Raw genomic sequence first — 25,695 nt, forward strand, 5'->3', positions numbered from 1 at the left:
CAGCAAAGCGCGTGGCGCCTGATTGCCGAGCGAAAAAACAGCCTCACAGTAGACGGACCGTCCGTTTCTGGCCAGCGGGGCACTTGCCTTGGTGCGCTCGCACAAGCCTTGAACCGGGCGACCATCAGCTGTTCGGCGCCAGTTCAAGAACTTGGGGCAAACGCCAAAATGCCTTGCGCACAGCGTGGTCCGAAAAGCGTTCACGCAAACGCTCAAGCATCAGCTCGGTACACTGGCGACGCTGTAGATCATCCATCGCCGCCAAGTGTTGTAGCCCTTGGGCCATATGTTCGGCGTCGCCGAGCGGAAACAGAATACCGACCCCCTCGACTACCTCCTCCGCTCCGCCGCACGCTGTAGCCAGCAACGGAACGCCCGCAGCCATGGCCTCGAGCAGTACCATGCCGAACGGCTCATGATCGGAGCTCAGGACAAACGCATCGAAGGCTCGGAAATAACGGCGCGCGTCAGGCACCTGACCTAGGAATAACACCCGATCGGCAACACCCAGCTCCCGGGAGAGAGCCTTAAGGTTTTGTTCCAGACGCCCCTTCCCCAAGATTGCCAACTGGCTATTGGCCGGCAAGTAGGGCAGCGCGGCGGCAAAACCTCGTAGCAGCGTTGCCTGGTCCTTGTCCGGATGCAGGCGACCGACATTACCGACAATCCAGGCGTCCAGGTCGAGTCCGAGGGTGTGCCGCGCTTCGTCCCTTGGGACTTGGTGGGCTTGCAAAGCATCGGGATCGATGCGGTTGTAGAGGGTCTGGATTCGGCTGGCCGGCCATTTAGGCAAGCAGTGGCGAATGTCGTCACGCACCGCATCGGAGACCGCGAGCAGGCCCAGCCGCTTGCGAAAAACATGGGCGAACAGCCGGCGCGTACGCCGCTGGTAGTCACCGAAGGCATGGTGCACGCCTATTACCGGCAAGCGGCTACCGAGCAGAGCGATATAGACCGGCTTGAAGCGATGGGCGATACAAAAACTGAAGTTACGCGAGGCGACGATCTTGCGCAGATCGGCAATAGCACCCAACTTCAAGCTTCTGATTTCGCTGGAGCTGTACTCCATGAACAACACCTCGTCCGAGGCGCAACCGGCGGCGACCTCAGCGTCGGCGATGCCGGTCAGAAATACCGTGGTCACACGATACCCAGTGCCCTCGAACAGACTGGCGTATTGACGGGCGCAGTCCAGGAACGGCCCGTCATAACCGTGGCAGAACTGCAGCACATGTCGCTCAGCCGAGCGTGTCATAAGCGTCCACGCCGTCTTTGACCACCAGGATGTCTTCCATGATCAGATACTGTAGGTCGGAACCGAAGAACATGTTCAGCGCGTCGGTCGGCGAGCAGATCATCGGTTCGCCGCGACGGTTGAGCGAGGTATTCAGCGACACGCCGTTGCCGGTCAGTACTTCCAGGGCCTTCATCATGTCGTAGTAGCGTGGGTTGTATTCGCGCTTGAGCACCTGGGCTCGCGACGTACCGTCTTCATGGACGACTTCCGGCACGCGGGTTTTCCATTCTTCGGCCACTTCGAAAGTGAACGTCATGAACGGTGCCGGGTGATCGACCTTGATCATCTGCCGCGCCACGGTGTCGAGCATCGACGGGCAGAAAGGCCTCCAGCGCTCGCGGAACTTGATTTGTTCGTTGATCCGGTCAGCTACGCCACTGGCGCTCGGGCAGCCAATGATCGAACGACCGCCCAAGGCACGCGGACCAAACTCCATGCGGCCCTGGAACCAGGCCACCGGGTTGCCGTCGACCATGATCTTGGCGATGCGCTCGGGGGTGTTGTCGATCTTGCGCCACGCAGGCTTGCTTGGATGACGGGCGCACGCGGCGATCACGTCTTCGTTGCTGTAGGCCGGGCCGAGGTAGACGTGTTCCATCTTCTCCACCGGCACGCCGCGGGCATGGGACACATACGCCGCCGCGCCCACCGCGGTACCGGCGTCGCCGGAGGCCGGCTGTACGAATAGCTCCTTGACGTCGTCGCGGGCGATGATTTTCTGGTTCAGCTTGACGTTCAGTGCACAGCCGCCGGCGAAGGCCAGCTTGCCGGTTTCCTTGAGCACGTCGCCCAAGTAGTGGTCGATCATCTGCAGCGCCAGCTTCTCGAACAGCGCTTGCATGCTCGCCGCGTAGTGAATGTACGGCTCGTCGGCGATATCGCCTTCGCGTTTCGGGCCGAGCCATTCGATCAGCTTCGGCGAGAAATAGAAGCCCTTGCCCTTCTCTTTATAGCGACGCAGGCCGATCACGTTGGCGTAGTCGGTGTTGATCACTAGCTCGCCGTTTTCGAACGAGGCCAGGCGCGAGAAGTCGTACTTGCTGGCATCGCCATAAGGCGCCATGCCCATGACCTTGAATTCGCCGTCGAGCATTTCAAAACCGAGGAACTCAGTGATTGCACCGTACAGGCCGCCCAGGGAATCCGGGTCGAAGAATTCCTTGATCTTGTGGATCTTGCCGTTTTCACCGTAGCCAAAGAACGTCGTGGCGTATTCGCCCTTGCCGTCGATGCCCAGGATCGCGGTTTTTTCCTCGAAGCCCGAGCAGTGGTAGGCACTGGAGGCGTGCGCCAAATGGTGCTCGACCGGCTCGATCTTGATCTTTTTCGGATCGAAGCCCAGTTGCTCCAGGCACCAGACGATTTTGCGGCGATAGCGCTTGTAGCGACGGTTGCCCATCAGGATCGCGTCAAGGGCGCGGTCCGGGGCGTACCAGTAACGCTTGGCGTAGTGCCAACGCGCTTCGCCGAACAGGCTGATCGGGGCAAAGGGGATCGCCACCACGTCAACGTCGGACGGCTTGATGCCAGCCTGTTCCAGACAGAACTTCGCCGACTCGTAGGGCATGCGGTTCTTTGCATGTTTATCGCGTACGAAGCGCTCTTCCTCGGCCGCCGCGATCAGCTTGCCGTCGATGTACAGCGCTGCGGAAGGATCATGGCTAAGGGCGCCGGACAGGCCAAGAATCGTCAATGCCACAGGGTCTAGCCTCTTATGTCTGCATACGTGCGACAAGCGCCGCGAAAAATTGATGTGCCACGCATCATGGGGACGGGGCAGCTAAAGGGCGGGATTATATCTTAAAAGCGGCTTTAAGCCTCTAGCGGAGAGCAGGGAGTGTTCGCGGCGGTTATCTGAGGGACCTGAACACCACATCCGTGCGAGGGAGTTTGCCCCCTCGCCACAATTGCCGATTAAGAGACAGGCTGCGCGCTTTCGACATTCTTGGGCAACCTCCCATCGATCACTCGATACAACGCACTCTCTTCAGGCCAGTTACGCATGAACCGCGCCCGATCCCGCGCGTAGGCAGGCGCGAAGCTGGCTTGGGTGCGATGCTGGCACATCGAGTCCAGGTCGATGAGCATCCAGCGGTCGTCCTGCCAGAGCAGGTTGTGCCCCTTGAAGTCACCGTGACTGATACGTTCGCGTATCAGATCGGCGAACAACCGATCCAGCGCCAGCAACTCCGCCTCAGGAATCTCCCCGTTTTCGACGTAGGGGGCCAGGCGCTTGATGATGTCTGGCCCTGACAGGTGCTCAGTCACCAAGTAAGCGCCGCAGCGTAGCCACAGGAAACGCTTTTCCAGCAATGCCAGCGGTCTGGGCGTGGCGATGCCGAGAAAAGTCAGACGATGGGCCTCTCGCCAGGCATGCCAGGCCCGGCTCGGGCGCCAGAAACGCTTGAGCCAGTGGGCAAAATTCTTGATGTTGTAGCGCTTGATCAACAGGGAGCGCCCGCCCACATCCACCTTACCAACGCTCGCCGACCCACCGGTCTTGTACATGTGACCTTGGTCAAGCAGGCTATCAGCCTGATCCAGCACGCTCGTCATGACCGCTTCTTCATCACGACAAATCGCCCGCAGACCGAAGGGACCACGCTGAACACTGAACAGACTGCACTCACGCCCGACTTTCTTGAGAAAATCGTTCAGGCGCCAGGCATGCACCTTGTCGATCTGTTTTTGCAGCGCTTCCATGGGCAACGCATGTTCGGCGTTTCCAAGCAGGTAATGCACCAGCAACTCTTCGTTGAATGGCTCGATGGACTTGGGAAGCTGAGCAAAAAACACTCCTAGGTTCTCCAGCACTTTTTGCCGAGCCAAGGGCTGCCCCGGAGTCTCGGCGCGAATGCCGGCACCATCGATCAGGTAGAGCTTGCCGCCATGGCGCAATAGATTGTCCAGGTGCAGGTCTTCCTGCCACAGGCCTTTGCCGTGCAATTGCGCAATCGCTTCCAAGGCCTCGGCCAGTACCGCCGCTTGCTCATCCGCCAGCATTGGCAAGTGCTCGACCTGCTTCCAGGCATCGCCCAGGCTCTCGGCGCCTTCCAGCAACTCGAACAGCAGCCAGCCGCCTTCGCCTTCCTTCAGGCCATCGGCCAACAGCAGTGGCGTCGTCAGCCCCTGCTCGGCCAGCAGGCGAACGCCTTGCAGCTCTCGCTGAAAATGCCGTGGCGCCTTGCTGCCTACCAACAACTTGGCCAGCACTGGCCGACCACGCCAGATACCGGCACCGACGTAGCGATGCCCTGGTAATACTCTCAGCAGTGAAAGCAATTGCAGTTGCGCCGGGCCGGCCGCGTCCGCCAGCTCCAGGCTCAGGGGCAGGCTCGGGCTGCGTCCGGCGTTTTTCAGTTCGGACAAATACATCAGCGGGCCTCCTTGTGGCTGCGGCGAGCGCTTAGGCGAGTTATCCAGTAGCGCTCCAGCAGCGGCCGGCCTTCAGCGGCCAAGAAATAAGTCATTCCCGCCCCTCGAAAAATCTCACCACGTGACGGATACGTTTTTTGTCGCACGCATTGAGACGGGCGCGCTGGCAATACTGCAAATAAAACCTCAGGCGCTGAGTGGCCGACAAATGATACTTCGCGACTTTATCGAGGCATGCCAAGTCCTTGGTTATGCGGTACTTGAGCCAGAAGCCACGCCAAAAATCACCGTTCGGGCAGTCGATCAGGAACAGCCGCGCCTGATCATCGATCAGCAGATTGCGCCACTTCAGGTCGTTATGGGTAAAACGGTGATCGTGCATGGTACGAGTGTATCCGGCCAGTTGCCGACTAACGCCATCGACCCACGCCCGATTCGCCAGTCTTGGATCGTGACGCGTGGCCAATGCGGAGAGATCCTCGGTACGAGGCAGCTCTCGCGTGATCATTGCGCCACGGGCGTAGGCTGCACCGTGACGCTCCAACCCCCAGGCGACAACCTCAGCCGTGGGAATGCCCCACTTGGCGAAACGCTTGAGATTCTGCCATTCGGACTTGACCCGCGGCCTGCCCAGATAACGCCGAAGCCCCTTGCCTGCCCCGGTGTAGCGCTTGACGTAATAATTCACCCCGTTGCGCTGCACCCGGATGACCTCTGACAACGGGTCGCGAGTAAGGCGCTCTCCCTCAAGGGCGAACACCGCGTCGAGACTGCCAAAGTCCTCCGCCAGCTCGGAATAGGAAGGCTCCAGTACCCAACCCGCCATCAGAGCGCCCCCCCGTAACGCACCTTGCGAGCGTAAAGCCTGTCAGCCTTCCCCTCTAGCCAAATCAGCAAGGCAGCTTGCTCGGCCAGGACCTGGCGCAACGGTTGTTGAAAATAGCCCTTGAGAAAACGCAGCTTGTCGCGCCGAGTCAGGCCAATGTCCATTATTGAAAAATACAGTGCCGCCAAGTCCTTGTTACGCCAGCGACTGGGCAGGGTTTCCCGGACCTGGGCACGGTGCAGGTCAATCACCGAGAGCTTGAAATCCCCGGGCGTCACCGGCTTGTCGGTGTGCAGCAGGAAGTGACAGATGTAGCAGTCGCGATGATTGACCCCGGCGCGATGCATCATGCCGGTCATGCGCGCCACTTCGGCGATCAGCGCACGCTTGAGCGTCGGCCGCGGCGGCTGCTTGACCCAGTCGATGCTGAAATCTTCGAGGCTGACGGTCGGCGCCAACTCTTCGGTGACGATGAACGAGTGCTGGTCCGCCGGGTTGCTGCCCTTTTCGCCGTAGGCGACCGCCGTCATGGTCGGCACGCCCGCTTCCTGCAAGCGCTGTATCGCCTTCCACTCCTGGCCTGCGCCGAGTACCGGCAGCTTGGCAGTGAACAGGTTCTTGAAGATCTCGCCCCAGCCGATGCCACGGTGGATCTTCACGAAAAAGCCGCGACCGTCCACCTCCGTGCGCAAGGTGCGCCGGGCTTCCAGTTCGCGATAGACCTCGCCCTTGAGCGCTTCGACTTCGGCGAACGCATCGCGTCCGGCCCAAAGGCTCTTGAACGGTTCGGCCAGCATCAATTTCATTCTGCGTGCTCCGCCAATATCACATCGGCCGCGTGCTGCGGCATGCTGTAGAGGTCGGCCGTCTCGGCGAAGGCCAGACCGTTGCGGCTCCAGGCCGCCCGCGCGCCAGCATCATTCAACATCCGGCCCAGGTAATCGGTGAGCTGTGCCTGTTCGAACGGCTCGTCCAGCACCAGGCCACTGTCGGCCTCGGCGATGTAGTGGGCGTACCCGCACACCGCGCTGACCAGCACCGGCAATCCGGCCACCAGCGCTTCGAGCAGTACCGTGCCGGTGTTTTCGTTGTAGGCCGGATGTATCAACAGGTCGGCGCCCAGCAGGAAACGCGGGATGTCGCTACGGCCCTTGAGGAACCGTACGTTGTCGCCCAGCCCCAGCGTAGCGCTCTGCATTTGGAATACTTTGGGGTCGTCTTGCCCGATTACAAACAGCCGGGTGCGCTTTTTCAGCTCCGCCGGCAACGCGGCCAGGGCCTTGAGGCTTCGGTCCACGCCCTTGGTCTTGAACCCCGAGCCGATCTGAACCAGCAGCAGGTCGTCGTCGGCCAGCTCGAATTCGGCCCGGAACGCGGCGCGGATCTCGTCGGCGTCGGCGGGCCGGCGACGGTCCTGGGCGATGCCCGGCGGCAGCAGGTGAAAACGTTCCAGCGGGGTGCCGTAGTGCTTGATGAACAACGGTTGCTGGACTTCGGAGATCATCAGGACTTCGGTCTTGGCATCCTTGGCGAACACGGCCCGCTCGTACTCGGCAAAATGCCGGTAGCGGCCCCAGCGCCGGTACAGCGAATTGCGCAGGTTCTGCGCCTTGTCTTCGAAGCAGCCGTCGGCGGCGTAGTACACGTCCAGGCCGGGCATTTTGTTGAAGCCGATCAAGCGGTCCACGGGGCGCTTGGCCAGGTCGGCCTCCATCCACGCGCTGAGCTTCTCGTTGCGGCGATGATTGAACAGCGCCTTGACCGGCGCCACCAATACTTCGAAGCCTGGCGGGACGTCATCTTCCCAGATCAGCGTGTAGACACGGATCTGGTGGCCGCGTCGCTGGCATTCCAGGGCGATGCGCATGAAATCGCGCTGCAGGCCGCCGAAGGGGAAGTATTTATAAAGAACAAAAGCCAATTGCATCAGCGCGGCTCCTCAGCCAATAACGTGCTCAGGTGGCTGGCAACACGCTCAGGGTTTACACGGGTGAAGCACAGGGGCTGCTCGCGTTTCAGGTCAAACCGACGGGCATCTTCGGCGCTCGGTGGATACGTACATTGTTTTTGCATGCAGGGCGCGCAGGGAAAGTCGCTGGCGAGATGAATCTGGCCCTTGCCGTACGCCCCGGTCAGTACCGGGTTGGTGGGGCCGAGTAGCGAAATGGTCGGCACGTCCAACGCGGCAGCCAGATGACCGAGGCCCGTGTCCACGGCCACGCACGCCTGGGCGCCGGCGAGCACCTTGCCCATCCCGCCCAGGTTCAGTTTCGGTAACACCAGGGCATTGCGCAGCCCGCTGGCGATGCGCTCGGCCCGGGCCTTCTCGGCGGGGTTGCCCCACGGCAGCTTCACCACCACGCCGAACTGGCCCATGCGCTCGGTGAGCTGGCGCCAGTAAAGTTCGGGCCAGTGCTTGGACTCCCAGGTCGTGCCATGCAGGAATACTACGTAGGGGTAGGCACGCGGCAGCTCCACCAACCGGTCGACGCTCAGGCCGTAGCTGCCCTGGGTCTTGGGCAGGTCATACCCCAGCGCCAAAGCGAACAGCTGCCGCACGCGCTCGACTGCATGTTGACCACGGGCCACCGCCAGACGCCGGGAGTAAAAACGCGCAGCCATTGGCTCACGGGCCGAGTGCTTATCCAGGCCGGCCACCGGTGCCTTGACGTAGCGAGTCAGCCAGGCGCTTTTCAGCAGGCCCTGGGCATCGATCACCAAGTCATATTTTTCGGCGCGCACGCTTTGTTTGAAGCGTCGCCATTCGCCACTCTTGATGGTTTGCCAGAGGTTCTTGCGCCAGCGCCGGATCGCCACCGGGATGACCTTGCCCACAGCCGGGTGCCAGGTTGCAATTTCGGCGAAACCCTCTTCCACCACCCAATCGAACCGGATACCAGGAATCGCTCGCGCCGCATCGGTCAGCGCCGGCAAGGTGTGGACCACATCCCCCAGCGACGAGGTCTTGATCAGCAATACCCGCAAGTTAACGGACCTCCACGGGGGTGCCCTGCAAACGTTCCAGGGCATCGTTCACCGACGGCGGCATAAGCTGGCGCAGGCAATTGTAATGACCGAAGCGGCAGGTGCGATCGAAGCATGGGCTGCACTCGATGCCCAGGCGCACGACTTCGACCCTGTCGGCCAAGGGCGGCGTGAAGCCTGGCGAGGTAGAGCCGTAGACGGCCACCAACGGACGGTTCAGGGCCGCCGCCACATGCATGAGACCGGAGTCATTGGAGACCACCGAATCGGCGCAGGACAACAAATCGATGGCCTCGGCCAGGGAGGTGTCGCCGCTGAGATTGACCGACTCCTCCCGCAGGCCGGGGATCAGCCGCGAACGGATGTCCTCACCCACCGAGTGATCGTTTTTCGAGCCGAACAGCCAGACCTGCCAGCCTTCACGAATCTTCGCCTCGGCCACCTGGGCGTAATGCTCTGCCGGCCAGCGCTTGGACTCGCCGAACTCGGCGCCTGGGCACAGGGCCAATACCGGACGATCCAGGCTCAGGCCGAACTTGGCCAGGGCCGCGTCGCGGGTCACCGGGTCGATCGCAAGGCTCGGTCGCGGATAGGGCTCGGGCAACTGCGCCCCAGGCTCGTAGGCCAGCGCCATGAAGCGCTCGATCATCAACGGATAACGTTCTTTGTCCAACGTGCGCACGTCGTTGAGCAGACCGTAGCGAAACTCGCCGCGCCAGCCGGTGCGCTTGGGAATGCCGGCAAAGAACGGCACCAGCGCCGACTTCAACGAGTTGGGCAACAGGATCGCCTGGTCGTACTGGCCAGCCAGGGACTTGCCGATGCGTCGACGGGTCGCCAGTTCCAGCACGCCGTGACCGAGCGGAAAGCTCAAGGCCTTGCGCACTTCGGGCATGCGCTCAAGGATCGGCCGACTCCATTCCGGAGCCAGGACATCGATTTCGCATTGCGGGTGACGCTGCTTGAGGCACTGGAACAGTGTCTGCGCCATCACCATGTCACCGACCCAACTGGGCCCAACGATCAGAATATTCATGAGCTTTCCAAAAACGATACGGGGAGGCCTACGCCTCCCCGCCTCGAGAATCACTGTGGCTTAGGTCGTTGCCTGCTGCCTTCAATCTACAACCGCGGGAGCAACCCTGCTCAACGATGTCGTCGCAGTTCAACCTCGCGACTCTGCGCTCCTACATTCAATACTCAGCTCAGCCCCAGCTCTCGCCAGATCCGCAGCACCTGCTGACGCTCATCGACGAACTGGTCGCCGGTGATTACCCCAGTGTCTTTCTGCAGGGCCTGGCGGTGAGCGGCGGAGCGGTAGGCCTTGTAGGCCTCGCGCAACAGCGAGGCATCTTCGGCCGGCATCAACCCGACCTCCTGCAACCCGTCCAGGATGCGGATGTTATCGGTGTAGCGCACCAGCGTGGGATGCTCCTCGGACCACGCCAGGGCCGCGTATTGCACCATAAATTCAATATCGACGATACCTCCGGCATCCTGCTTGAGGTCGAAGGGCGCCGTGGCCTCGAAGGCATTCGGTGCGGTCCCGGCGGCGGTGGCCTTGCTGCCGAGGTTGTCGCGCATCTTGGCGCGCATCTCGCTGACCTCCTGACGCAGCGTCGGCAGATCGCGCTTGCGCCCCAGCACCTGGACGCGAACCTTCTCGAACGCCTGGCCCACGTCCTGACTGCCAACCAGAACCCGGGCGCGCACCAGCGCCTGATGCTCCCAGGTCCATGCTTCATTTTCCTGGTAGCGGGCAAATGCCCCAAGCGAACTGACCAGCAGGCCGGACGCCCCGGACGGTCGCAGGCGCATATCGACTTCATATAACTGCCCGGAGTTGGTCTGGGCCGTCAGCAAGTGAATGATCCTCTGGCCAAGCCGGGTGAAGAACTGCGCCCCATCGATGGGTTTCGCGCCGTCGGTTTCCGCCTGCGGGTCACCGTCATGGATGAACACCAGGTCCAGGTCCGACCCATGCCCCAATTCCAGGCCGCCGACTTTCCCGTAGCCGATAATAATGAACCCCGGATCGCACAGGCTGCCATCGGCGCGCAACGGCACGCCGTGCTTGGCGACCGTCTGGCGCCAAGCCAGGGCCAGCACCTGTTCGAGAATCGCCTCGGCCAGCCAGGTCAGGTAATCGCTGACCTTCATCAGCGGCAGGCTCCCGGCAATCTCCGAGGCGGCCACCCGCAAGCGGTGGGCCAGTTTGAAATGGCGCAGGGCTTCCATTTGTTGCTCGAGGTCATCCTCGGGGATGCGCGTCAGGCGCTCACGCAATTCCGCTGCCAGCTCCGGCGCGAGGGGCGGCTTGAACAAGCGACCTTCATTGAGCAATTCGTCGAGCAGCAGTGGGAAGCGGGTGATCTGCTCGGCGATCCACGGGCTCGCTGCGCACAGCGTCAGCAAACGTCGCAGGGCGCCGGGGTTTTCCGTCAACAACACCAGATAGGCCGAACGGCGGGCCACGGCCTCTACCAGCGGCAACACCCGCTCAAGGACCAGATCCGGATTCGCATGCTCCACGGCCTGGGCCAGCAAGCGCGGAATGAAAGCATCCAGACGCTCGCGCCCCAGGCGCTGCATGGCACGCAGTTGCGGGCTGGCACGCAGGGCAGCCAGGGCCTTCAGGGCCTTGGGCGCATCGACAAAGCCGCCCTCCTCCAATTGACGACACGCGGCCTCTTCATCCTGGCTGTCTTCCCACAACGGCAACCACTCGCCACCCACCGCGACTTCGCCTTCGCTGCCGTCTTCCTCATCCGGATCGGCAATGACCTGGCCAAAATGCCATGCCACGCGGCCGCGCCAGTACATCAGCTGCTCATGGAACGTCGACCAATCAGCGAAACCCAGCATGAACGCAATGCGCGCCTGATCTTGCGGGCCGTCCGGCAACATCTGCGTCTGGCGGTCGGCGATGGCCTGGATCGCATGCTCGGTGTAACGCAGGAACTCATAGCCTTGGCGCAGTTCGTCAACCACCTTGGCCGGCAGATAGCCCTGGCCTTCCAGGGTACTCAGCACTTTAAGCAGCGGGCGCTGCTGCAAGCTCAAGTCGCGACCGCCATGGATCAGCTGGAACGCCTGGGCAATGAACTCCACCTCGCGAATGCCGCCCGAGCCCAGCTTGATGTTGTCGGCCAAACCCTTGCGCCGCACTTCCTGCTGGATCAGCTGCTTCATGGTACGCAGCGCTTCGATGGCGGAAAAATCCAGGTAACGGCGATAAACGAACGGGCGCAGCATGTCGAGCAATTGCGCACCGGCCACCTGGTCGCCCGCCACGACGCGCGCCTTGATCATGGCGTAGCGCTCCCAGTCGCGCCCCTGGTCCTGGTAATACTGTTCCAACGCGTTGAAGCTCAACACCAGCGCGCCAGCCGAACCATAAGGACGCAGGCGCATGTCGACGCGAAACACAAAGCCGTCGACCGTCATCGGGTCCAAGGCTTTTATCAGGCGCTGACCGACCCGAATGAAAAACTCCTGGTTATCCAGCGGTCGCTTCACTCCAGCGGTTTCCCCTCCTTCGGGGTAAGCGAAAATCAGGTCGATGTCCGACGACAGGTTCAGCTCCACCGCACCGAGCTTGCCCATGCCCAGGATGACCATGTGCTGTGGTTCGCCGCTGCGTCGCCCGGTGGGCGTGCCGAACTGCTGGCTGAGGCGCTTGTATAGCCATTGATAGGCCTGGTCGATGCAGGTATCGGCCATGTCCGAGAGATCGCGACAGGTCTGGACCAGATCCGCCTGGCGGTTCAGGTCGCGCCAGATGATCCGCACTTGCTGGCGGGTACGCTGGCGGCGCAGGACGCGACCCAGTTCGTCCTCGGTCTCGGCGGCCTGCACGGCAGCGGCAATCTGCGCGCGCATCTCTCCCGGGGCGAAGCTGCGGTCCAGTTCACCGCTGCGCACCAGTTCCAATAGCATCGAAGGGTCTCGTACACTTTGCTCGATGACAAAGTCACTGGCGGCGGCGATGCGGTGGAACTCGGCCCAACGCTGCGCCGTCCAGGCCGATAGCCCGTGGTCGTCATCCAGAGAGGCGACCGCTGCACGGAACGACTGCTCGGCACGACTGACCAATGACTGGAGAATCGCCGGTACGGTTTCCGATATTGGGGCAAGCGAGGGCAGGCTCATGGTCTATCCTTGATCGGCGCGGGAAAGGCTGGATGTAGTGTTTTTTCAAAAGCCACTACCTGATCGACTGTCGAACAAAGATGATAAATAGCTGATTTTCTGGTTTTATTGGCAGCCGGCATCAAGTTTTTACCTGTTCGAGTTGGCTAAAGACCAACAGTAACGATTATTCTCACAACGAAACGAGGGGCCATCAGCCGCTCGGGTGTAGTTTTACTACTCGTCTATACATTCGAAAGGCTGAAACGACCGACGATTTGTAGTAAAACTACACGCCGCCGAGACAACCTTCGGCAATCCAAGAATTTATATCGTCTGCCCACAAGGCCAGTCGCAAACTCAGGCAACCGATTCTGGTAGCCTTTCCGCCCTGGAGCAAGCCATGCAAGACCTCGATCCCGTCGAAACCCAGGAATGGCTGGACGCCCTGGAATCGGTTCTCGACAAAGAAGGCGAAGACCGTGCTCATTACCTGATGACCCGTATGGGTGAACTCGCAACCCGCAGCGGTTCGCAACTGCCCTACGCCATCACCACGCCGTACCGGAACACGATCCCCGTTACCCACGAAGCACGCATGCCTGGCGACCTGTTCATGGAACGCCGCATTCGCTCGCTGGTACGCTGGAACGCGTTGGCCATGGTCATGCGTACCAACCTGAAAGATTCTGACCTGGGCGGTCACATCTCCAGCTTCGCCTCCAGCGCGACGCTGTATGACATCGGCTTCAACTACTTCTTCCAGGCCCCGACCGATGAACACGGCGGCGACCTGATCTACTTCCAGGGTCACGCATCGCCAGGCGTCTACGCCCGTGCGTTCATGGAAGGCCGCATCACCGAAGACCAGATGAACAACTTCCGCCAGGAAGTGGACGGCAATGGCCTGTCCTCGTATCCGCACCCTTGGCTGATGCCGGACTTCTGGCAGTTCCCGACTGTTTCCATGGGCCTGGGCCCGATCCAGGCGATCTACCAGGCGCGCTTCATGAAGTACCTGGAAGCGCGTGGCTTCATCCCGGCCGGCAAGCAGAAAGTCTGGTGCTTCATGGGTGATGGCGAGTGCGACGAACCGGAATCCCTGGGCGCGATCTCACTGGCCGGCCGCGAGAAGCTGGACAACCTGATCTTCGTCATCAACTGCAACCTGCAGCGCCTCGACGGCCCGGTTCGCGGCAACGCCAAGATCATCCAGGAACTCGAAGGCGTGTTCCGTGGCGCCCAGTGGAACGTCAACAAAGTCATCTGGGGCCGCTTCTGGGACCCACTGCTGGCCAAGGACGTCGACGGCATCCTGCAACGCCGCATGGATGAAGTCATCGACGGCGAGTACCAAAACTACAAGGCCAAGGACGGCGCGTTCGTCCGTGAGCACTTCTTCAACTCGCCTGAACTCAAGGCGATGGTTGCAGACCTGTCCGACGACGAGATCTGGAAGCTCAACCGTGGCGGCCACGACCCCTACAAGGTCTATGCGGCATACCACCAGGCGGTCAACCACAAAGAGCAACCGACCGTCATCCTGGCCAAGACCATCAAGGGTTATGGCACCGGTGCCGGCGAAGCGAAGAACACCGCGCACAACACCAAGAAAGTCGACGTCGACAGCCTGAAGTTGTTCCGCGACCGCTTCGACATTCCGGTCAAGGACAGCGAGCTGGAAAACCTGCCGTTCTTCAAGCCGGAAGAAGGCAGCGCCGAAGCCCGTTACCTGGCCGAGCGCCGTGCCGCGCTGGGCGGTTTCGTACCTCAGCGCCGCGCCAAGAGCTTCAGCCTCCCGACGCCGCCACTGGAAACCCTCAAGGCTATCCTGGACGGCTCGGGCGACCGTGAAATCTCCACCACCATGGCCTTCGTGCGGATCCTCGCGCAGCTGGTCAAGGACAAGGAAATCGGCTCGCGCATCGTCCCGATCATCCCCGACGAAGCTCGTACCTTCGGTATGGAAGGCATGTTCCGCCAGCTGGGCATCTACTCGTCCGTCGGCCAGCTCTACGAGCCAGTCGATAAAGACCAGGTGATGTTCTACCGCGAAGACAAGAAGGGCCAGATCCTTGAGGAAGGCATCAACGAAGCGGGCGCCATGAGTTCCTTCATTGCTGCCGGCACTTCGTATTCCAGCCACAACCAGCCGATGCTGCCGTTCTACATCTTCTACTCGATGTTCGGCTTCCAACGTATTGGCGACCTGGCCTGGGCCGCTGGCGACAGCCGTACCCGTGGCTTCCTGATCGGCGGCACCGCCGGCCGGACCACGCTGAACGGCGAAGGCCTGCAGCACGAAGACGGCCACAGCCACATGCTGGCCGGGACCATCCCGAACTGCCGCACCTATGATCCGACCTACGGCTACGAGCTGGCGGTGATCATCCAGGACGGCATGAGGAAGATGACCGAAGAGCAAGAGGACGTCTTCTACTACATCACCGTGATGAACGAGTCCTACCAGCAGCCAGCCATGCCGGCCGGTGTCGAGGCAGGCATCGTCAAGGGCATGTACCTGCTCGAGGAAGACACCCGCGAAGCGGCGCACCACGTCCAGCTGATGGGCTCCGGCACCATCCTGCGCGAAGTGCGTGAAGCGGCGAAGATCCTGCGTGAAGAGTTCAACGTCGGCGCCGACGTCTGGAGCGTCACCAGCTTCAACGAACTGCGTCGCGACGGCCTCGCCGTAGAGCGTAGCAATCGCCTGCACCCTGGCCAGAAGCCAAAACTGAGCTACGTCGAAGAATGCCTGAACGGCCGCAAAGGCCCGGTCATCGCGTCCACCGACTACATGAAGCTGTTCGCCGAGCAGATCCGCCAGTGGGTTCCTTCCAAGGAATTCAAAGTGCTGGGCACCGACGGTTTCGGCCGTAGCGACAGCCGCAAGAAGCTGCGTCACTTCTTCGAAGTCGACCGTAAGTTCGTTGTGTTGGCAGCCCTGGAAGCCTTGGCTGACCGTGGCGATATCGAACCTAAAGTGGTGGCCGAAGCCATCGCCAAGTTCGGCATCGATCCGGAAAAACGCAACCCACTGGACTGCTGAGGAGAATTTCCGTGAGCGAACTCATTCGCGTACCTGACATCGGCAGCGGTGAAGGTGAAGTAATTGAACTGTTTGTGAAGGTCGGCGACCGTATCGAAGCCGAGCAGAGCATCCTGACGCTTGAATCGGACAAGGCCAGCATGGAAGTGCCCGCGCCGAAGGCCGGTATCATCAAGAGCCTGAAAGTGAAGCTGGGCGATCGCCTGAAAGAAGGCGACGAACTGCTGGAGCTGGAAGTCGAGGGCGCCGCCAAGGCGCCTGAAGCGCCAGCCCCTGCTGCTGCCCCGGCCCCGGCTGAAAAGCCTGTCGCCGCACCGGCTGCCGAGGCGGCTCCCGCGCCCGCTGCTGCGCCTGCCGCTGCCAGCGTCCAGGACATTCATGTCCCGGACATCGGTTCGTCGGGCAAGGCCAAGATCATCGAAGTGCTGGTCAAGGCCGGCGACACCGTCGAAGCCGACCAGTCGCTGATCACCCTGGAATCCGACAAGGCCAGCATGGAAATCCCATCGCCGGCCGCCGGCGTGGTGGAAAGCGTCGAGGTCAAGCTGGACGACGAAGTCGGTACCGGTGACCTGATCCTGAAGCTGAAAGTAGCGGGCGCCTCGGCCCCTGCCGCGCCAGCCCCGGCTGCTGCGCCTGCTACCAAGGCTGAGCCTGCCCCGGCTCCGGCTCCAGCCGCCGCGCCTGCCGCCAAGGCCGAGGCTGCCCCAGCCCCAGCCGCCGCACCTGCGCCAAGCGGTGCCAAGGTGCACGCCGGCCCTGCCGTGCGTCAGCTGGCCCGTGAATTCGGCGTCGAGCTGTCCGCCGTCGGCCCAAGCGGCCCTCACGGCCGTGTGCTGAAGGAAGACGTGCAAGCCTACGTCAAGGCCATGATGCAGAAGGCCAAGAACGCACCGGCCGAAGGCGCCAGCGGTGGCGCGGGTATTCCGCCCATCCCGGCAGTGGACTTCAGCCGCTTCGGCGAAACCGAAGAAGTGGCCATGACTCGCCTGATGCAGATCGGCGCGTCGAGCCTGCATCGCAGCTGGCTGAACATCCCGCACGTGACTCAGTTCGACCAGGCCGACATCACCGAGCTGGAAGCTTTCCGCGTTGCGCAGAAAGCCGTGGCCGAAAAAGCCGGCGTGAAGCTGACCGTGCTGCCACTGCTGCTCAAGGCCTGTGCGCACCTGCTCAAGGAACTGCCGGATTTCAACGCCTCCCTGGCGCCAAGTGGCAAGGCTGTGATCCGCAAGAAATACGTGCACATCGGCTTTGCCGTCGACACCCCGGAAGGCCTGCTGGTACCGGTCATCCGCAACGTCGACCAAAAGAGCCTGCTGCAACTGGCTGGCGAAGCCGCTGCCCTGGCCGAAAAGGCCCGGAACAAGAAGCTCACCGCCGACGACATGCAGGGCGCCTGCTTCACGATTTCCAGCCTCGGTCACATTGGCGGCACCGGCTTCACGCCGATCGTCAACGCGCCGGAAGTGGCGATCCTGGGTGTTTCCAAGGCCACCATCCAGCCTGTCTGGGATGGTAAAGCCTTCCAGCCGAAGCTGATGCTGCCCCTGTCGCTGTCCTACGATCACCGAGTGATCAACGGCGCTGCCGCTGCGCGCTTCACCAAGCGCTTGAGCGACTTGCTGGGCGACATCCGCACCATCCTGCTGTAACACCGAACGGCCCTCCTCGCGGAGGGCCTTTCGGGATTCGTTTCCGAGCGCCACGCTCGTACCTCAACCCCGCCCATTTGGCGGGGCTTTTTTTTGCGTGGAATAAAACAGTTTTGTGCTAAACGACTTTTCCTACTCGTTACGCAACAAAAACCATATGTTCTGTTAGTAATTGCCCACAGCAACTGCCGCCTCCGCTATCAATATTTATCGCCTCTCGAGCTATAGCATAAGTTCAGCGCACCCCCTGACGGCTCGCCCTGAACTTATATAACTTCGAATGGATTCGAACATGCTAAAGCCCACTGTCGGCCCTATTGTCGGCCACACAACAACCGACCACACACGCATACTTCTGCGCGGCGAAGAAAACAACAATAATCCGACATTTGCCGGTATTCGCTATAGGCGAAAAGGTGATACGAGCTGGTCAAAAGCACAATTCGTCCAACTGAAACCGCGCCGCGACATGTCCGAAGTCGTCGTTCTAAAGGACCTCCAGGCCGACACCGCCTATGAATATCAGGCCGGCTGGAAAACCCTCATGAATCCAACCCATACGGTGGAAACCATCCAGGAGCTGCCGTTGCAGTGGCCCAGGGAAATTCATGAACTGAAAACACCCTCCGGCAAGCCTTACGCGGCCCGCAGCTATATTGTTGGCTCCTGCCGATACCTGCGAATGACCGCAGGCGTACCGTCAAGACCAGAACAGGGGGATCGCACATTCGCGGGTATCAATCGAATCATGGAGCAGGCCAATCCGCCGATCAGTGCGGTATTGATGATCGGGGATCAGGTATATCTCGATGACTTGAACATTATTGCCCCGGATCGCGCTTTCAAGGAAATCCTGCTCAAGTATCGCAGCGCTTTTTCCCAACCCCATATTAAAAAAGTGATGTCCGGCGCACCGACGTACATGATGCTCGACGACCATGAAATAGAAGACAACTGGCCTGCCAATAAGAACCAAGGGGATGAAATCCTTTATGTAAATGCTCTTCAAGCCTATGAACTTTATCAGGCCAGCCACAGCCCGGCGCGCGAACTTTTAAATGACGGTACGCTCAGTCGCTCCTTGAAGCGTTACTGGTATCAGTTCGCTCATGGCGATATCGAGTGGTTCGTTACCGACAGCCGGACCCGACGCAACCTGTCGGCGCACGCTCGGCGCATCCTCGATGAAGAACAGGAACAGTCGTTGCTCAAATGGCTGATCAACAGCCCCGCCCGAGTCAAATTTGTCGTGACCGGCGTCATGTTTTACCCCGACCGCAAATTCAATGGTGGGGATGCCTGGCAAGCCTTCCCGGAACAGCGTCTGCGCTTGCTCGAAGCCATCCGCGACCATCGGGTCAAAAACGTCATTTTCGTGTCGGGTGACGTACATGGCTCGTTGACCAGCCGCCTGGCTCATAGCCAGGATCCGGACTTCCAGGTGCATACCATCGTTTCGTCGCCGTTCTGCAACAGCAAACTGCTGCCTTACGCCACGGCTTCGACTTTCATTTTTGGCAAGCCCATGGCCAAGGCGCCAAGCGGCGACTATCACTATGAACTGACCAGCAAGGTAATCAGCCAGGACAATTTCGCCCACCTGAACGTCACGGCTCAGAGCGTTCAAGTGACGTTTCATGACCGTGACGGCAACCCGCTGGAGATCGTCGATATACCGTTGCGCTGAGCGGCCAAGGCACAACAAGTGCCTCTGATCGGCTGACAACTGGAGAAATCTCATTGTCAGCCGATAAAAGGTTTATAGCACTTGGCCTTCATGTCTCTTGTCAGCCGGTGCCGCAATGATGCAACCTTGCGGGAATCCGTAATAACGAGGGCGTCAGCCCGGCGCGATCAGCATTTTCGAAGCGAGTTTCCCCATGAAAAGCCAACCCGATGCCGCCAGCCGTATGGCGGCCGAGGTAGTGACGCAGTTACCGGTGCCCTCGCGGCTCGGTATGCTGCGTTTCGAACGGCTGAATGAAGCAAGCTGGGCGCTGCTATTTCTTGATCCCAATTGCGAACGTTACTTCGGTGTGCCGGCGGTTGAGCTGTGCTCGCTGGTCAGCTCCCCTTACGCCAGCCTGATGGAGCCTGAAGCGCGCTATCAGCTGCATGACGCGATCCAGCAGCAGCTGGCCCAGGCGTCGCACTACCTGATCCGCTATACGCTGCACACCGCCCAGGGACCGATGAACCTGCTGGAAACCGGTGAGGCTTACAAGCAGCACAATCGTCATCTGCTGCGCGGCTATCTGATCGCCGTGGACAACTTGCTGCAGGACGGTCCATCCCTACCGGCCCTAGACCTGGAAACCCAGAATTCAAGGCTGCAAATAGCGCTTGAACTGAACCAGCGCGCCCAACAGGAGCAGCTCCAGCACCTGGATCGGGTCCGCGCCCAACAAGACCTGATCCTGCTGCTGACCCGCCAGCGCTACAGTGCCAACAATTCGCTACAAGAAGCCGCCGAGCTGATTACCCGCAGCGCCTGCGACATCTATGAGATCGACTCCGCGAGCATCTGGAACCTGGACGACGGCAAGCTGGTGCCGATCTCGGCCTACAACCGAGCGTCCCAGGCTTATTACTTGCCGGCAGTGATCAATGCCGATGAATACCCGGATTACATGGAAGCATTGCAGACCTGCCGGGCCATCGACGCCCACAATGCAATGCGCGACCCACGCACGCGGGAAATGGCCGAGAACCTGCGCGCCCGCGACGTCAATGCGATCCTCGATGCCAGCATCCGGATCGACGGCCAGGTGGTCGGCGTGCTGTGCCTGGAGCAAGTGGGCGCCACGCGTGCCTGGCAGTCGGACGAGATCGCCTTCGCCGGCGAACTGGCGGACCAATTCGCCCAGGTCATCAACAACCACAACCGCCGCACAGCCACCAGCGCCCTGCACCTGTTCCAGCGCGCCGTGGAACAAAGCGCCAACGCCTTCCTGCTGGTCAACTGCGACGGTGTGGTGGAGTACGTCAACCCGAGCTTCACCGCCATTACCCAGTACACCACCGAAGAAGTCCACGGCCAGCGCCTGTCCGAGCTGCCCGCCCTGGAAAATCTCAGCGAACTGCTGTTCGACGCGCCGTCGGCCCTGGCCCAGAGCAACAGTTGGCAGGGCGAATTCAAGAGTCGACGCAAAAACCTCGAGCCCTACTGGGGCCAGCTGTCGATTTCAAAGGTCTATGGCGACAACCGCGAACTGACCCACTACATCGGCATCTACGAAGACATCACCCAGACCAAGCTCGCCCAACAGCGCATCGAGCGCCTGGCCTATACCGATAACTTGACCAACCTGGGCAACCGTCCGGCCTTCATTCGCAACCTTGATGAGCGCTTCGCCCGAGACAGCGACTCGCCTATCAGCCTGCTGTTGGTGGACATCGACAACTTCAAGCGCATCAACGACAGCCTTGGCCACCAGACCGGCGACAAGTTGCTGATCAGCCTGGCCCGGCGTTTGCGCAACAGCCTGAGCCCCAGCGGTAGCCTGGCACGATTCGCCAGTAATGAATTCGCGGTACTGCTGGACGATACCGACCTTGAAGCCGGCCAGCAGATCGCCAGCCAGTTGCTGATGACGCTCGACAAGCCGATGTTCGTCGACAACCAGTTGATCAGCGTGACGGGCTCCGTAGGCCTGGCCTGCGCACCTTTGCATGGGCGCGACCCCCAGACGCTGATGCGCAACGCCGGGCTGGCCCTGCACAAGGCCAAGGCCAACGGCAAGCATCAGGTCCAGGTGTTCACCGAAGCGCTGAACGCCGAGGCCAGCTACAAGCTGTTCGTGGAAAACAACCTGCGCCGCGCCCTGACCCAGAATGAGCTCGACGTGTTCTACCAGCCCAAGCTGTGCCTGCGCAGCGGCCGCCTGCTGGGCATGGAGGCGCTATTGCGCTGGAACCATCCGGAAAAAGGCATGATCCGTCCGGACCAGTTCATCAGCGTGGCCGAGGAAACCGGGCTGATCATCCCCATCGGCAAATGGATCGCCCGCCAGGCCTGTCGCATGAGCAAGCAATTGACCGCCGCCGGCCTGGGCAACCTGCAAGTGGCGATCAACCTGTCGCCCAAGCAGTTCTCCGACCCGGACCTGGTAGCCTCGATCGCCAGCATCCTCAAGGAAGAACAGCTGCCGGCCCGATTGCTGGAACTGGAGTTGACCGAAGGCTTGCTGCTCGAAGCCACCGAGGACACGCACCTGCAACTCGACCAGCTCAAGCGCCTGGGCCTGACCCTGGCCATGGATGATTTCGGTACCGGCTACTCCTCCCTGAGCTACCTGAAGAAATTCCCGATCGACATCATTAAGATCGATCGCAGCTTCATCCATGAGATCCCGGACAACCAGGACGACATGGAAATCACCTCCGCCGTGATCGCCATGGCCCACAACCTGAAACTCAAGGTTGTCGCCGAAGGCATCGAGACCGCCCAGCAATTGGCCTTCCTGCGTCGCCACCGTTGCGACGTCGGCCAGGGCTACCTGTTTGACCGGCCGATCCCTGGCGCAGAGCTTATCGAGAAGCTCAAGCGCTATCCGTGCCGCTAGCTTCAAGCTTCAAGCTTCAAGCTTACGATGGCACACTCTCACCACTTGCAGCTTGCAGCTTGCAGCTTGTAACTTGTAACTTGTAACTTAGCTGCCCCAATGATCTTACGCTCGGAAATCCTGGTGAACAAAAACGTGCTTCCTACTCCTGATCAAGCTCTGCCTGGCCGTGAAACCCCGATGACCGTGCCGGAGAAACACTTCGTCCACGACGCACCACTGCTGGGCCCGTTTGCCATGGACGTGGATTTCGCGATCTTCGGCCTGGGTTGTTTCTGGGGCGCGGAGCGCAAGTTCTGGCAACGCGAGGGCGTGGTCAGTACGGCGGTGGGTTATGCGGGCGGCTTTACGCCAAACCCGACGTATGAAGAGGTCTGCTCGGGCCTGACCGGCCACAGCGAAGTGGTGCTGGTGGTCTACGAGCCGGAGAAAGTCAGCTACAACGAACTGTTGGCAATGTTCTGGGAACTGCACAACCCGACCCAGGGCATGCGCCAGGGCAACGACATCGGCACCCAGTATCGCTCGGTGATCTACTGCACCACCCCCGAACAACTGGAAGCGGCGAAGAAAAGCAAAGACGTGTTCCAGGCTGAACTGGGCAAGGCCGGCCTTGGCGACATCACCACCGAAATCGACGAAGCGCCGACGTTTTACTTTGCCGAGGCGTATCACCAGCAATACCTGGCTAAGAATCCTGAAGGCTATTGCGGGATTGGTGGTACGGGCGTGACTTGCCCAATCTGACTTTCGGGTCTTGCCCCCATGATGGCGCCCTTCCAGGCGCCATCAATGCCTCAACTTTCAGCGATCAACCAATCCATCTGCCACCCACCCTGGGTCTGCCCAAGCTTCTTGGATAACCACGGCAGCAGTTCGCGCAACTCTTCCTCAAGCCCCCATGGCGGATTGGCAATCGCCAGGCCGGAGCCGTTCAGGCTGTTGGGCGTTGCCAATGGATGCACCAGCAACTCTACCCGCAACAGCTTCGGTGCGCCGGTGCCGGCCAAGTCTTGGTAGAAGCGACGCAACATCCGCTGGTCCTTCACCGGGTACCAGATTGCCGCCACGGTCTGGCGCATCCGGCCAATAGCCTCCTTGAGGGACGCGGCGCAGCGCTGCATCTCATCGAGCTGTTCGAACGGCGGATCGATCAACATCAAGGCACGCTTCTCGGTCACTGGCAGCAGCGCGCGGGGCACATGCCAGCCTTCGCCTAAATGCACCGCCACGCGACGGTCACCCTTCATGTTGTCCTTGAGGAGCACGCCGTCCTCCGGATGCTTCTCATTGAGCAAGACCCGGTCCTGGGCACGTGTCAGGCGCCGCGCCAATTCCGGCGAGCCTGGGTAATAGCGCAACTGGCCGTCCGGGTTCATGTCGCGCAGCACCTTCATGTAATCGGCGGTCAGCGGCGGCAGATCTTCCTGGCCCCACAACCGCGCGATGCCTTCCAGGTATTCACCGGTACGATTGGCCTGGTCGCCCTGCAAATCGTACAGCCCTATGCCCGCGTGAGAATCGAGGTAGGCGAAAGGCTGCTCCTTGCGCGACATCAAGGCGATGAGGCGGGTCAAGACCAGGTGTTTGAACACGTCGGCGTGATTGCCGGCGTGGAAGGCGTGGCGATAATTCATGGCGGCTCCTGCGAAGGCCGCCGAGTTTACCTTGAAGCGCGCCGAACGTCAGGGGTTCGCGGCCGAGCGGACGAACAGTCGTCAGCCCGGCCCCGTGGCGAGCTACGACCAACCACAAGCGCCGTCCTTGCACCGCTCGCATTCCTCGCAGAAGGGCGCCGGACTTCTCAAGCTCAGTATTTGCGCGAGGGAAAGGTGAGGGGCCAGGGCTGCGGTGAGCTTTTCCGGGGCGCCGGGGGCGATGGGTGCGGCGCCTTTTACGACCATTGCGGCGCCGCCCACCTGGATCGGCACGCTGCTGAAGATCCCGCCCGGTCCGATGTTGATCCAGTGCCCCCCCGCCTGGATGGTCGCGCTGGCGCCCGCCTCCAACACAACCTGCTGGCCGGCGCTGATATGAAATCCTCCAGCGGCGCTGACAGCCTGGTTGGCGACGCGGATGTGCCGGTCGCCCGTGACCAGCAAGTGATCGTCCTGGCGAATTTCAACCTGGCGCCGGCCCTGAGTGATGCGCTGTTCGTCAGCCTTGAGCTCATGCCGCGCCAGACCGGTGACGACGATGCTGCGCTGGTGGTCGACCTGCACGCGCTGGTCATGCAGTACGTGCTGGGTCCAGTTGCGCTGGGCCCGCAGGTAGATTTCCTCGGCGCCCTTGCGGTCTTCGATGCGCAATTCGTTGTAGCCGCCACCACCCGGGCTGCTTTGGCTGCGCAGGATGCTGCGAGTCTTGTCCGCTGGCAAATCGAGCGGAACCGGGTTGGCACCATTCGGCAGACAGCCAACCACCAACGGCTTGTCGACGTCGCCCTCCATGAACCCCACCAGGACTTCCATGCCGACCCGAGGAATCATCACGCTGCCATAACGATCATGAGCCCAACCGGTGGCCACGCGCAGCCAGCAGCTGGAGTGTTCGTCACGCTCACCGTCGCGGTCCCAGACCAGTTGCACCTTGACCCGCCCGAACGCATCGCAATGGATCTCACTGTCCTGCGGACCCGTCACCACGGCAGGCTGATAGCCGTTAACGGTCGGCTTCTTGTGCTGCAAGGGCGGACGAAAGAACACATCCCACGGCGTTGCGAGAAAGGTATTACGGTAGCCTTGGAACTCTTCCGGGCCAATCGAGGCGGTTTCTTCAAGCACTTGCGGCTGGCGGCCATGGTGGTCAATGTGCGTCAGCAACCAGAGGTCATTCCATTGCGCCCGTGGGTGCTCCTTGATGCACATGAAATGCCCGCTGGCAAAGGCACTGTCGTCACCGCCACCCTCCGCCACGCGATAGTCGGCGCCATGGCGTTCGAGGGTGCGCCGGGCCAAGAGCTTGCCATCCTCACGGTCGATGAACTGGCCCGGGTAGTGATAGCTCTCAAGCGATGGTAATCGCTGGTTGTCGAGGCCAGCCTGAAGCTGCAGGCCGGGCTTGCGAAAGTCATAATCGTGCAGTGCCACCGCGGTGGTACGGGTCTGCAGGCGCACCGCCAGGCGTTTGATCGCCGGCTCGTCGGCAGCCATGCCGCTGCCCGGCAGGTACAGCGTCGACTCAGGCAAGCGAGGAAACATCGTCTGGTCGTCGCCGAACACCAGCAGGTGGCCGCCAAGGCTGTGCTGGAAGTGATAGTGAATGCCGACCTCGGCGCAAATCCGCTCGATAAAGGCCAGGTCGCTTTCACCGTACTGCACACAATATTCACGTTCGGGGTATTGCCCGCCAAGGCTGAACTGGTAGGCGTCGGCGAAGATGCCGTGGTCCTTCAAGATACGGGCGACGATATCCGGCACGCTCAGGTGCTGGAAAACCCGCCGGTTGATGCGATGGCGCAAGTACGCCAGGCGCGGCACCAGGCTGATCTGGTAGCGGGACAAGCGCTTGCCCGAATCGCCTTGGGCCACGCTGTAGACCTGGCCATGTATTCCACCACCTCGATCATCGAAGCTCAGGTACGCCTGACGATGCAGTAGATCTTCAAGCGCCAGGTCGGGCCGCTCACAGACCAGCTCCAGGTCAACGCAGTAGGGCTGGCTGATAGCTTCCTTGCCCTTGAACTCAAGCACCCTGAGCTCATTTGGCCCGCTGTCGAACGTCAGCGTGAAACGTGGTTGGTTGGCAGGCGCGAACATCCGATGTGTCTCTGCTTAATGAAGACGGGCGATTCTGCATCAGCTATTCGGAGC

The 25,695-nt window shown here is 61.1% G+C and carries 16 protein-coding genes; 5 read left to right on the plus strand and 11 right to left on the minus strand.

Features of this window, described 5'->3' with window-relative positions; translation table 11 throughout:
* Positions 1–124 precede the first annotated feature (124 nt).
* The 9 genes from J3P82_RS23515 to glnE form a co-directional block, all read right to left on the minus strand.
* Positions 125–1,255 carry a glycosyltransferase gene (locus J3P82_RS23515; protein WP_434558949.1) on the minus strand — a complete coding sequence of 377 codons (1,131 nt, stop codon included), beginning with the start codon at positions 1,253–1,255 and terminating at the stop codon, positions 125–127.
* The gene (locus J3P82_RS23520; protein ID WP_434558951.1) at positions 1,239–2,996 is read right to left on the minus strand and encodes a carbamoyltransferase family protein; all 1,758 of its coding nucleotides are present in this window, start codon (positions 2,994–2,996) and stop codon (positions 1,239–1,241) included. Before J3P82_RS23520 ends, J3P82_RS23515 begins: the two co-directional genes overlap by 17 nt.
* 215 nt (positions 2,997–3,211) lie before the next feature.
* Positions 3,212–4,672, minus strand: a complete 1,461-nt coding sequence (locus tag J3P82_RS23525) for a lipopolysaccharide kinase InaA family protein (RefSeq protein ID WP_434558953.1) — start codon at positions 4,670–4,672, stop codon at positions 3,212–3,214.
* A gap of 91 nt (positions 4,673–4,763) precedes the next feature.
* Positions 4,764–5,498, minus strand: coding sequence for a lipopolysaccharide kinase InaA family protein (locus tag J3P82_RS23530; protein WP_434558955.1), 735 nt, complete (start codon positions 5,496–5,498; stop codon positions 4,764–4,766).
* Positions 5,498–6,304, minus strand: a complete 807-nt coding sequence (gene rfaP / locus J3P82_RS23535) for a lipopolysaccharide core heptose(I) kinase RfaP (RefSeq protein ID WP_434558957.1) — start codon at positions 6,302–6,304, stop codon at positions 5,498–5,500. The genes J3P82_RS23530 and rfaP overlap by 1 nt, the downstream gene beginning before the upstream one ends.
* A complete protein-coding gene (locus tag J3P82_RS23540) occupies positions 6,301–7,425 on the minus strand; it encodes a glycosyltransferase family 4 protein (RefSeq protein WP_434558959.1) in 1,125 nt (374 codons plus the stop codon). The genes rfaP and J3P82_RS23540 overlap by 4 nt, the downstream gene beginning before the upstream one ends.
* The gene (waaC, locus tag J3P82_RS23545; RefSeq protein ID WP_434558961.1) at positions 7,425–8,483 is read right to left on the minus strand and encodes a lipopolysaccharide heptosyltransferase I; all 1,059 of its coding nucleotides are present in this window, start codon (positions 8,481–8,483) and stop codon (positions 7,425–7,427) included. Before waaC ends, J3P82_RS23540 begins: the two co-directional genes overlap by 1 nt.
* A 1-nt stretch (position 8,484) precedes the next feature.
* The gene (gene waaF / locus J3P82_RS23550) at positions 8,485–9,519 is read right to left on the minus strand and encodes a lipopolysaccharide heptosyltransferase II (protein WP_434558963.1); all 1,035 of its coding nucleotides are present in this window, start codon (positions 9,517–9,519) and stop codon (positions 8,485–8,487) included.
* 164 nt (positions 9,520–9,683) lie between these two features.
* Positions 9,684–12,635, minus strand: a complete 2,952-nt coding sequence (gene glnE / locus J3P82_RS23555) for a bifunctional [glutamate--ammonia ligase]-adenylyl-L-tyrosine phosphorylase/[glutamate--ammonia-ligase] adenylyltransferase (protein WP_434558965.1) — start codon at positions 12,633–12,635, stop codon at positions 9,684–9,686.
* A 382-nt stretch (positions 12,636–13,017) separates the two neighbouring features.
* Here glnE and aceE point away from each other — a divergent pair, with 382 nt between their 5' ends.
* The 5 genes from aceE to msrA all read left to right on the plus strand — a co-directional run bounded on the left by aceE (position 13,018) and on the right by msrA (position 22,630).
* Positions 13,018–15,663 carry a pyruvate dehydrogenase (acetyl-transferring), homodimeric type gene (gene aceE, locus J3P82_RS23560; protein WP_434558967.1) on the plus strand — a complete coding sequence of 882 codons (2,646 nt, stop codon included), beginning with the start codon at positions 13,018–13,020 and terminating at the stop codon, positions 15,661–15,663.
* A gap of 11 nt (positions 15,664–15,674) precedes the next feature.
* A complete protein-coding gene (gene aceF / locus J3P82_RS23565; RefSeq protein WP_434558969.1) occupies positions 15,675–17,318 on the plus strand; it encodes a dihydrolipoyllysine-residue acetyltransferase in 1,644 nt (547 codons plus the stop codon).
* Between the two features lie 292 nt (positions 17,319–17,610).
* Positions 17,611–19,005, plus strand: a complete 1,395-nt coding sequence (locus tag J3P82_RS23570; RefSeq protein WP_434558971.1) for an alkaline phosphatase D family protein — start codon at positions 17,611–17,613, stop codon at positions 19,003–19,005.
* A 193-nt stretch (positions 19,006–19,198) separates the two neighbouring features.
* Positions 19,199–21,883, plus strand: a complete 2,685-nt coding sequence (locus J3P82_RS23575; RefSeq protein ID WP_434558973.1) for a putative bifunctional diguanylate cyclase/phosphodiesterase — start codon at positions 19,199–19,201, stop codon at positions 21,881–21,883.
* Between the two features lie 99 nt (positions 21,884–21,982).
* The gene (msrA, locus tag J3P82_RS23580; RefSeq protein ID WP_434558975.1) at positions 21,983–22,630 is read left to right on the plus strand and encodes a peptide-methionine (S)-S-oxide reductase MsrA; all 648 of its coding nucleotides are present in this window, start codon (positions 21,983–21,985) and stop codon (positions 22,628–22,630) included.
* A gap of 50 nt (positions 22,631–22,680) precedes the next feature.
* On the opposite strand, the gene J3P82_RS23585 is transcribed toward msrA, so the two are convergent.
* Positions 22,681–23,520: a 23S rRNA (adenine(2030)-N(6))-methyltransferase RlmJ gene (locus J3P82_RS23585; RefSeq protein WP_434558977.1), complete on the minus strand. Its 840-nt coding sequence runs from the start codon at positions 23,518–23,520 to the stop codon at positions 22,681–22,683.
* A gap of 102 nt (positions 23,521–23,622) precedes the next feature.
* A complete protein-coding gene (locus J3P82_RS23590) occupies positions 23,623–25,641 on the minus strand; it encodes a type VI secretion system tip protein VgrG (RefSeq protein WP_434558979.1) in 2,019 nt (672 codons plus the stop codon).
* Positions 25,642–25,695: the final 54 nt, after the last annotated feature.

Source organism: Pseudomonas sp. Z4-20 (assembly GCF_051131955.1).
Taxonomy (GTDB): Bacteria; Pseudomonadota; Gammaproteobacteria; order Pseudomonadales; family Pseudomonadaceae; genus Aquipseudomonas; species Aquipseudomonas marvdashtae.

Bases quoted from the DNA above. Each gene is read 5' to 3' on its own strand.
- J3P82_RS23515 (WP_434558949.1), bottom strand. From the start codon at position 1,255: ATGACACGCTCGGCTGAGCGACATGTGCTGCAGTTCTGCCACGGTTAT.
- J3P82_RS23525 (WP_434558953.1), bottom strand. From the start codon at position 4,672: ATGTATTTGTCCGAACTGAAAAACGCCGGACGCAGCCCGAGCCTGCCC.
- J3P82_RS23530 (WP_434558955.1), bottom strand. From the start codon at position 5,498: ATGGCGGGTTGGGTACTGGAGCCTTCCTATTCCGAGCTGGCGGAGGAC.
- rfaP (WP_434558957.1), bottom strand. From the start codon at position 6,304: ATGAAATTGATGCTGGCCGAACCGTTCAAGAGCCTTTGGGCCGGACGC.
- J3P82_RS23540 (WP_434558959.1), bottom strand. From the start codon at position 7,425: ATGCAATTGGCTTTTGTTCTTTATAAATACTTCCCCTTCGGCGGCCTG.
- waaF (WP_434558963.1), bottom strand. From the start codon at position 9,519: ATGAATATTCTGATCGTTGGGCCCAGTTGGGTCGGTGACATGGTGATG.
- glnE (WP_434558965.1), bottom strand. From the start codon at position 12,635: ATGAGCCTGCCCTCGCTTGCCCCAATATCGGAAACCGTACCGGCGATT.
- aceE (WP_434558967.1), top strand. From the start codon at position 13,018: ATGCAAGACCTCGATCCCGTCGAAACCCAGGAATGGCTGGACGCCCTG.
- J3P82_RS23570 (WP_434558971.1), top strand. From the start codon at position 17,611: ATGCTAAAGCCCACTGTCGGCCCTATTGTCGGCCACACAACAACCGAC.
- J3P82_RS23575 (WP_434558973.1), top strand. From the start codon at position 19,199: ATGAAAAGCCAACCCGATGCCGCCAGCCGTATGGCGGCCGAGGTAGTG.
- msrA (WP_434558975.1), top strand. From the start codon at position 21,983: ATGATCTTACGCTCGGAAATCCTGGTGAACAAAAACGTGCTTCCTACT.
- J3P82_RS23585 (WP_434558977.1), bottom strand. From the start codon at position 23,520: ATGAATTATCGCCACGCCTTCCACGCCGGCAATCACGCCGACGTGTTC.
- J3P82_RS23590 (WP_434558979.1), bottom strand. From the start codon at position 25,641: ATGTTCGCGCCTGCCAACCAACCACGTTTCACGCTGACGTTCGACAGC.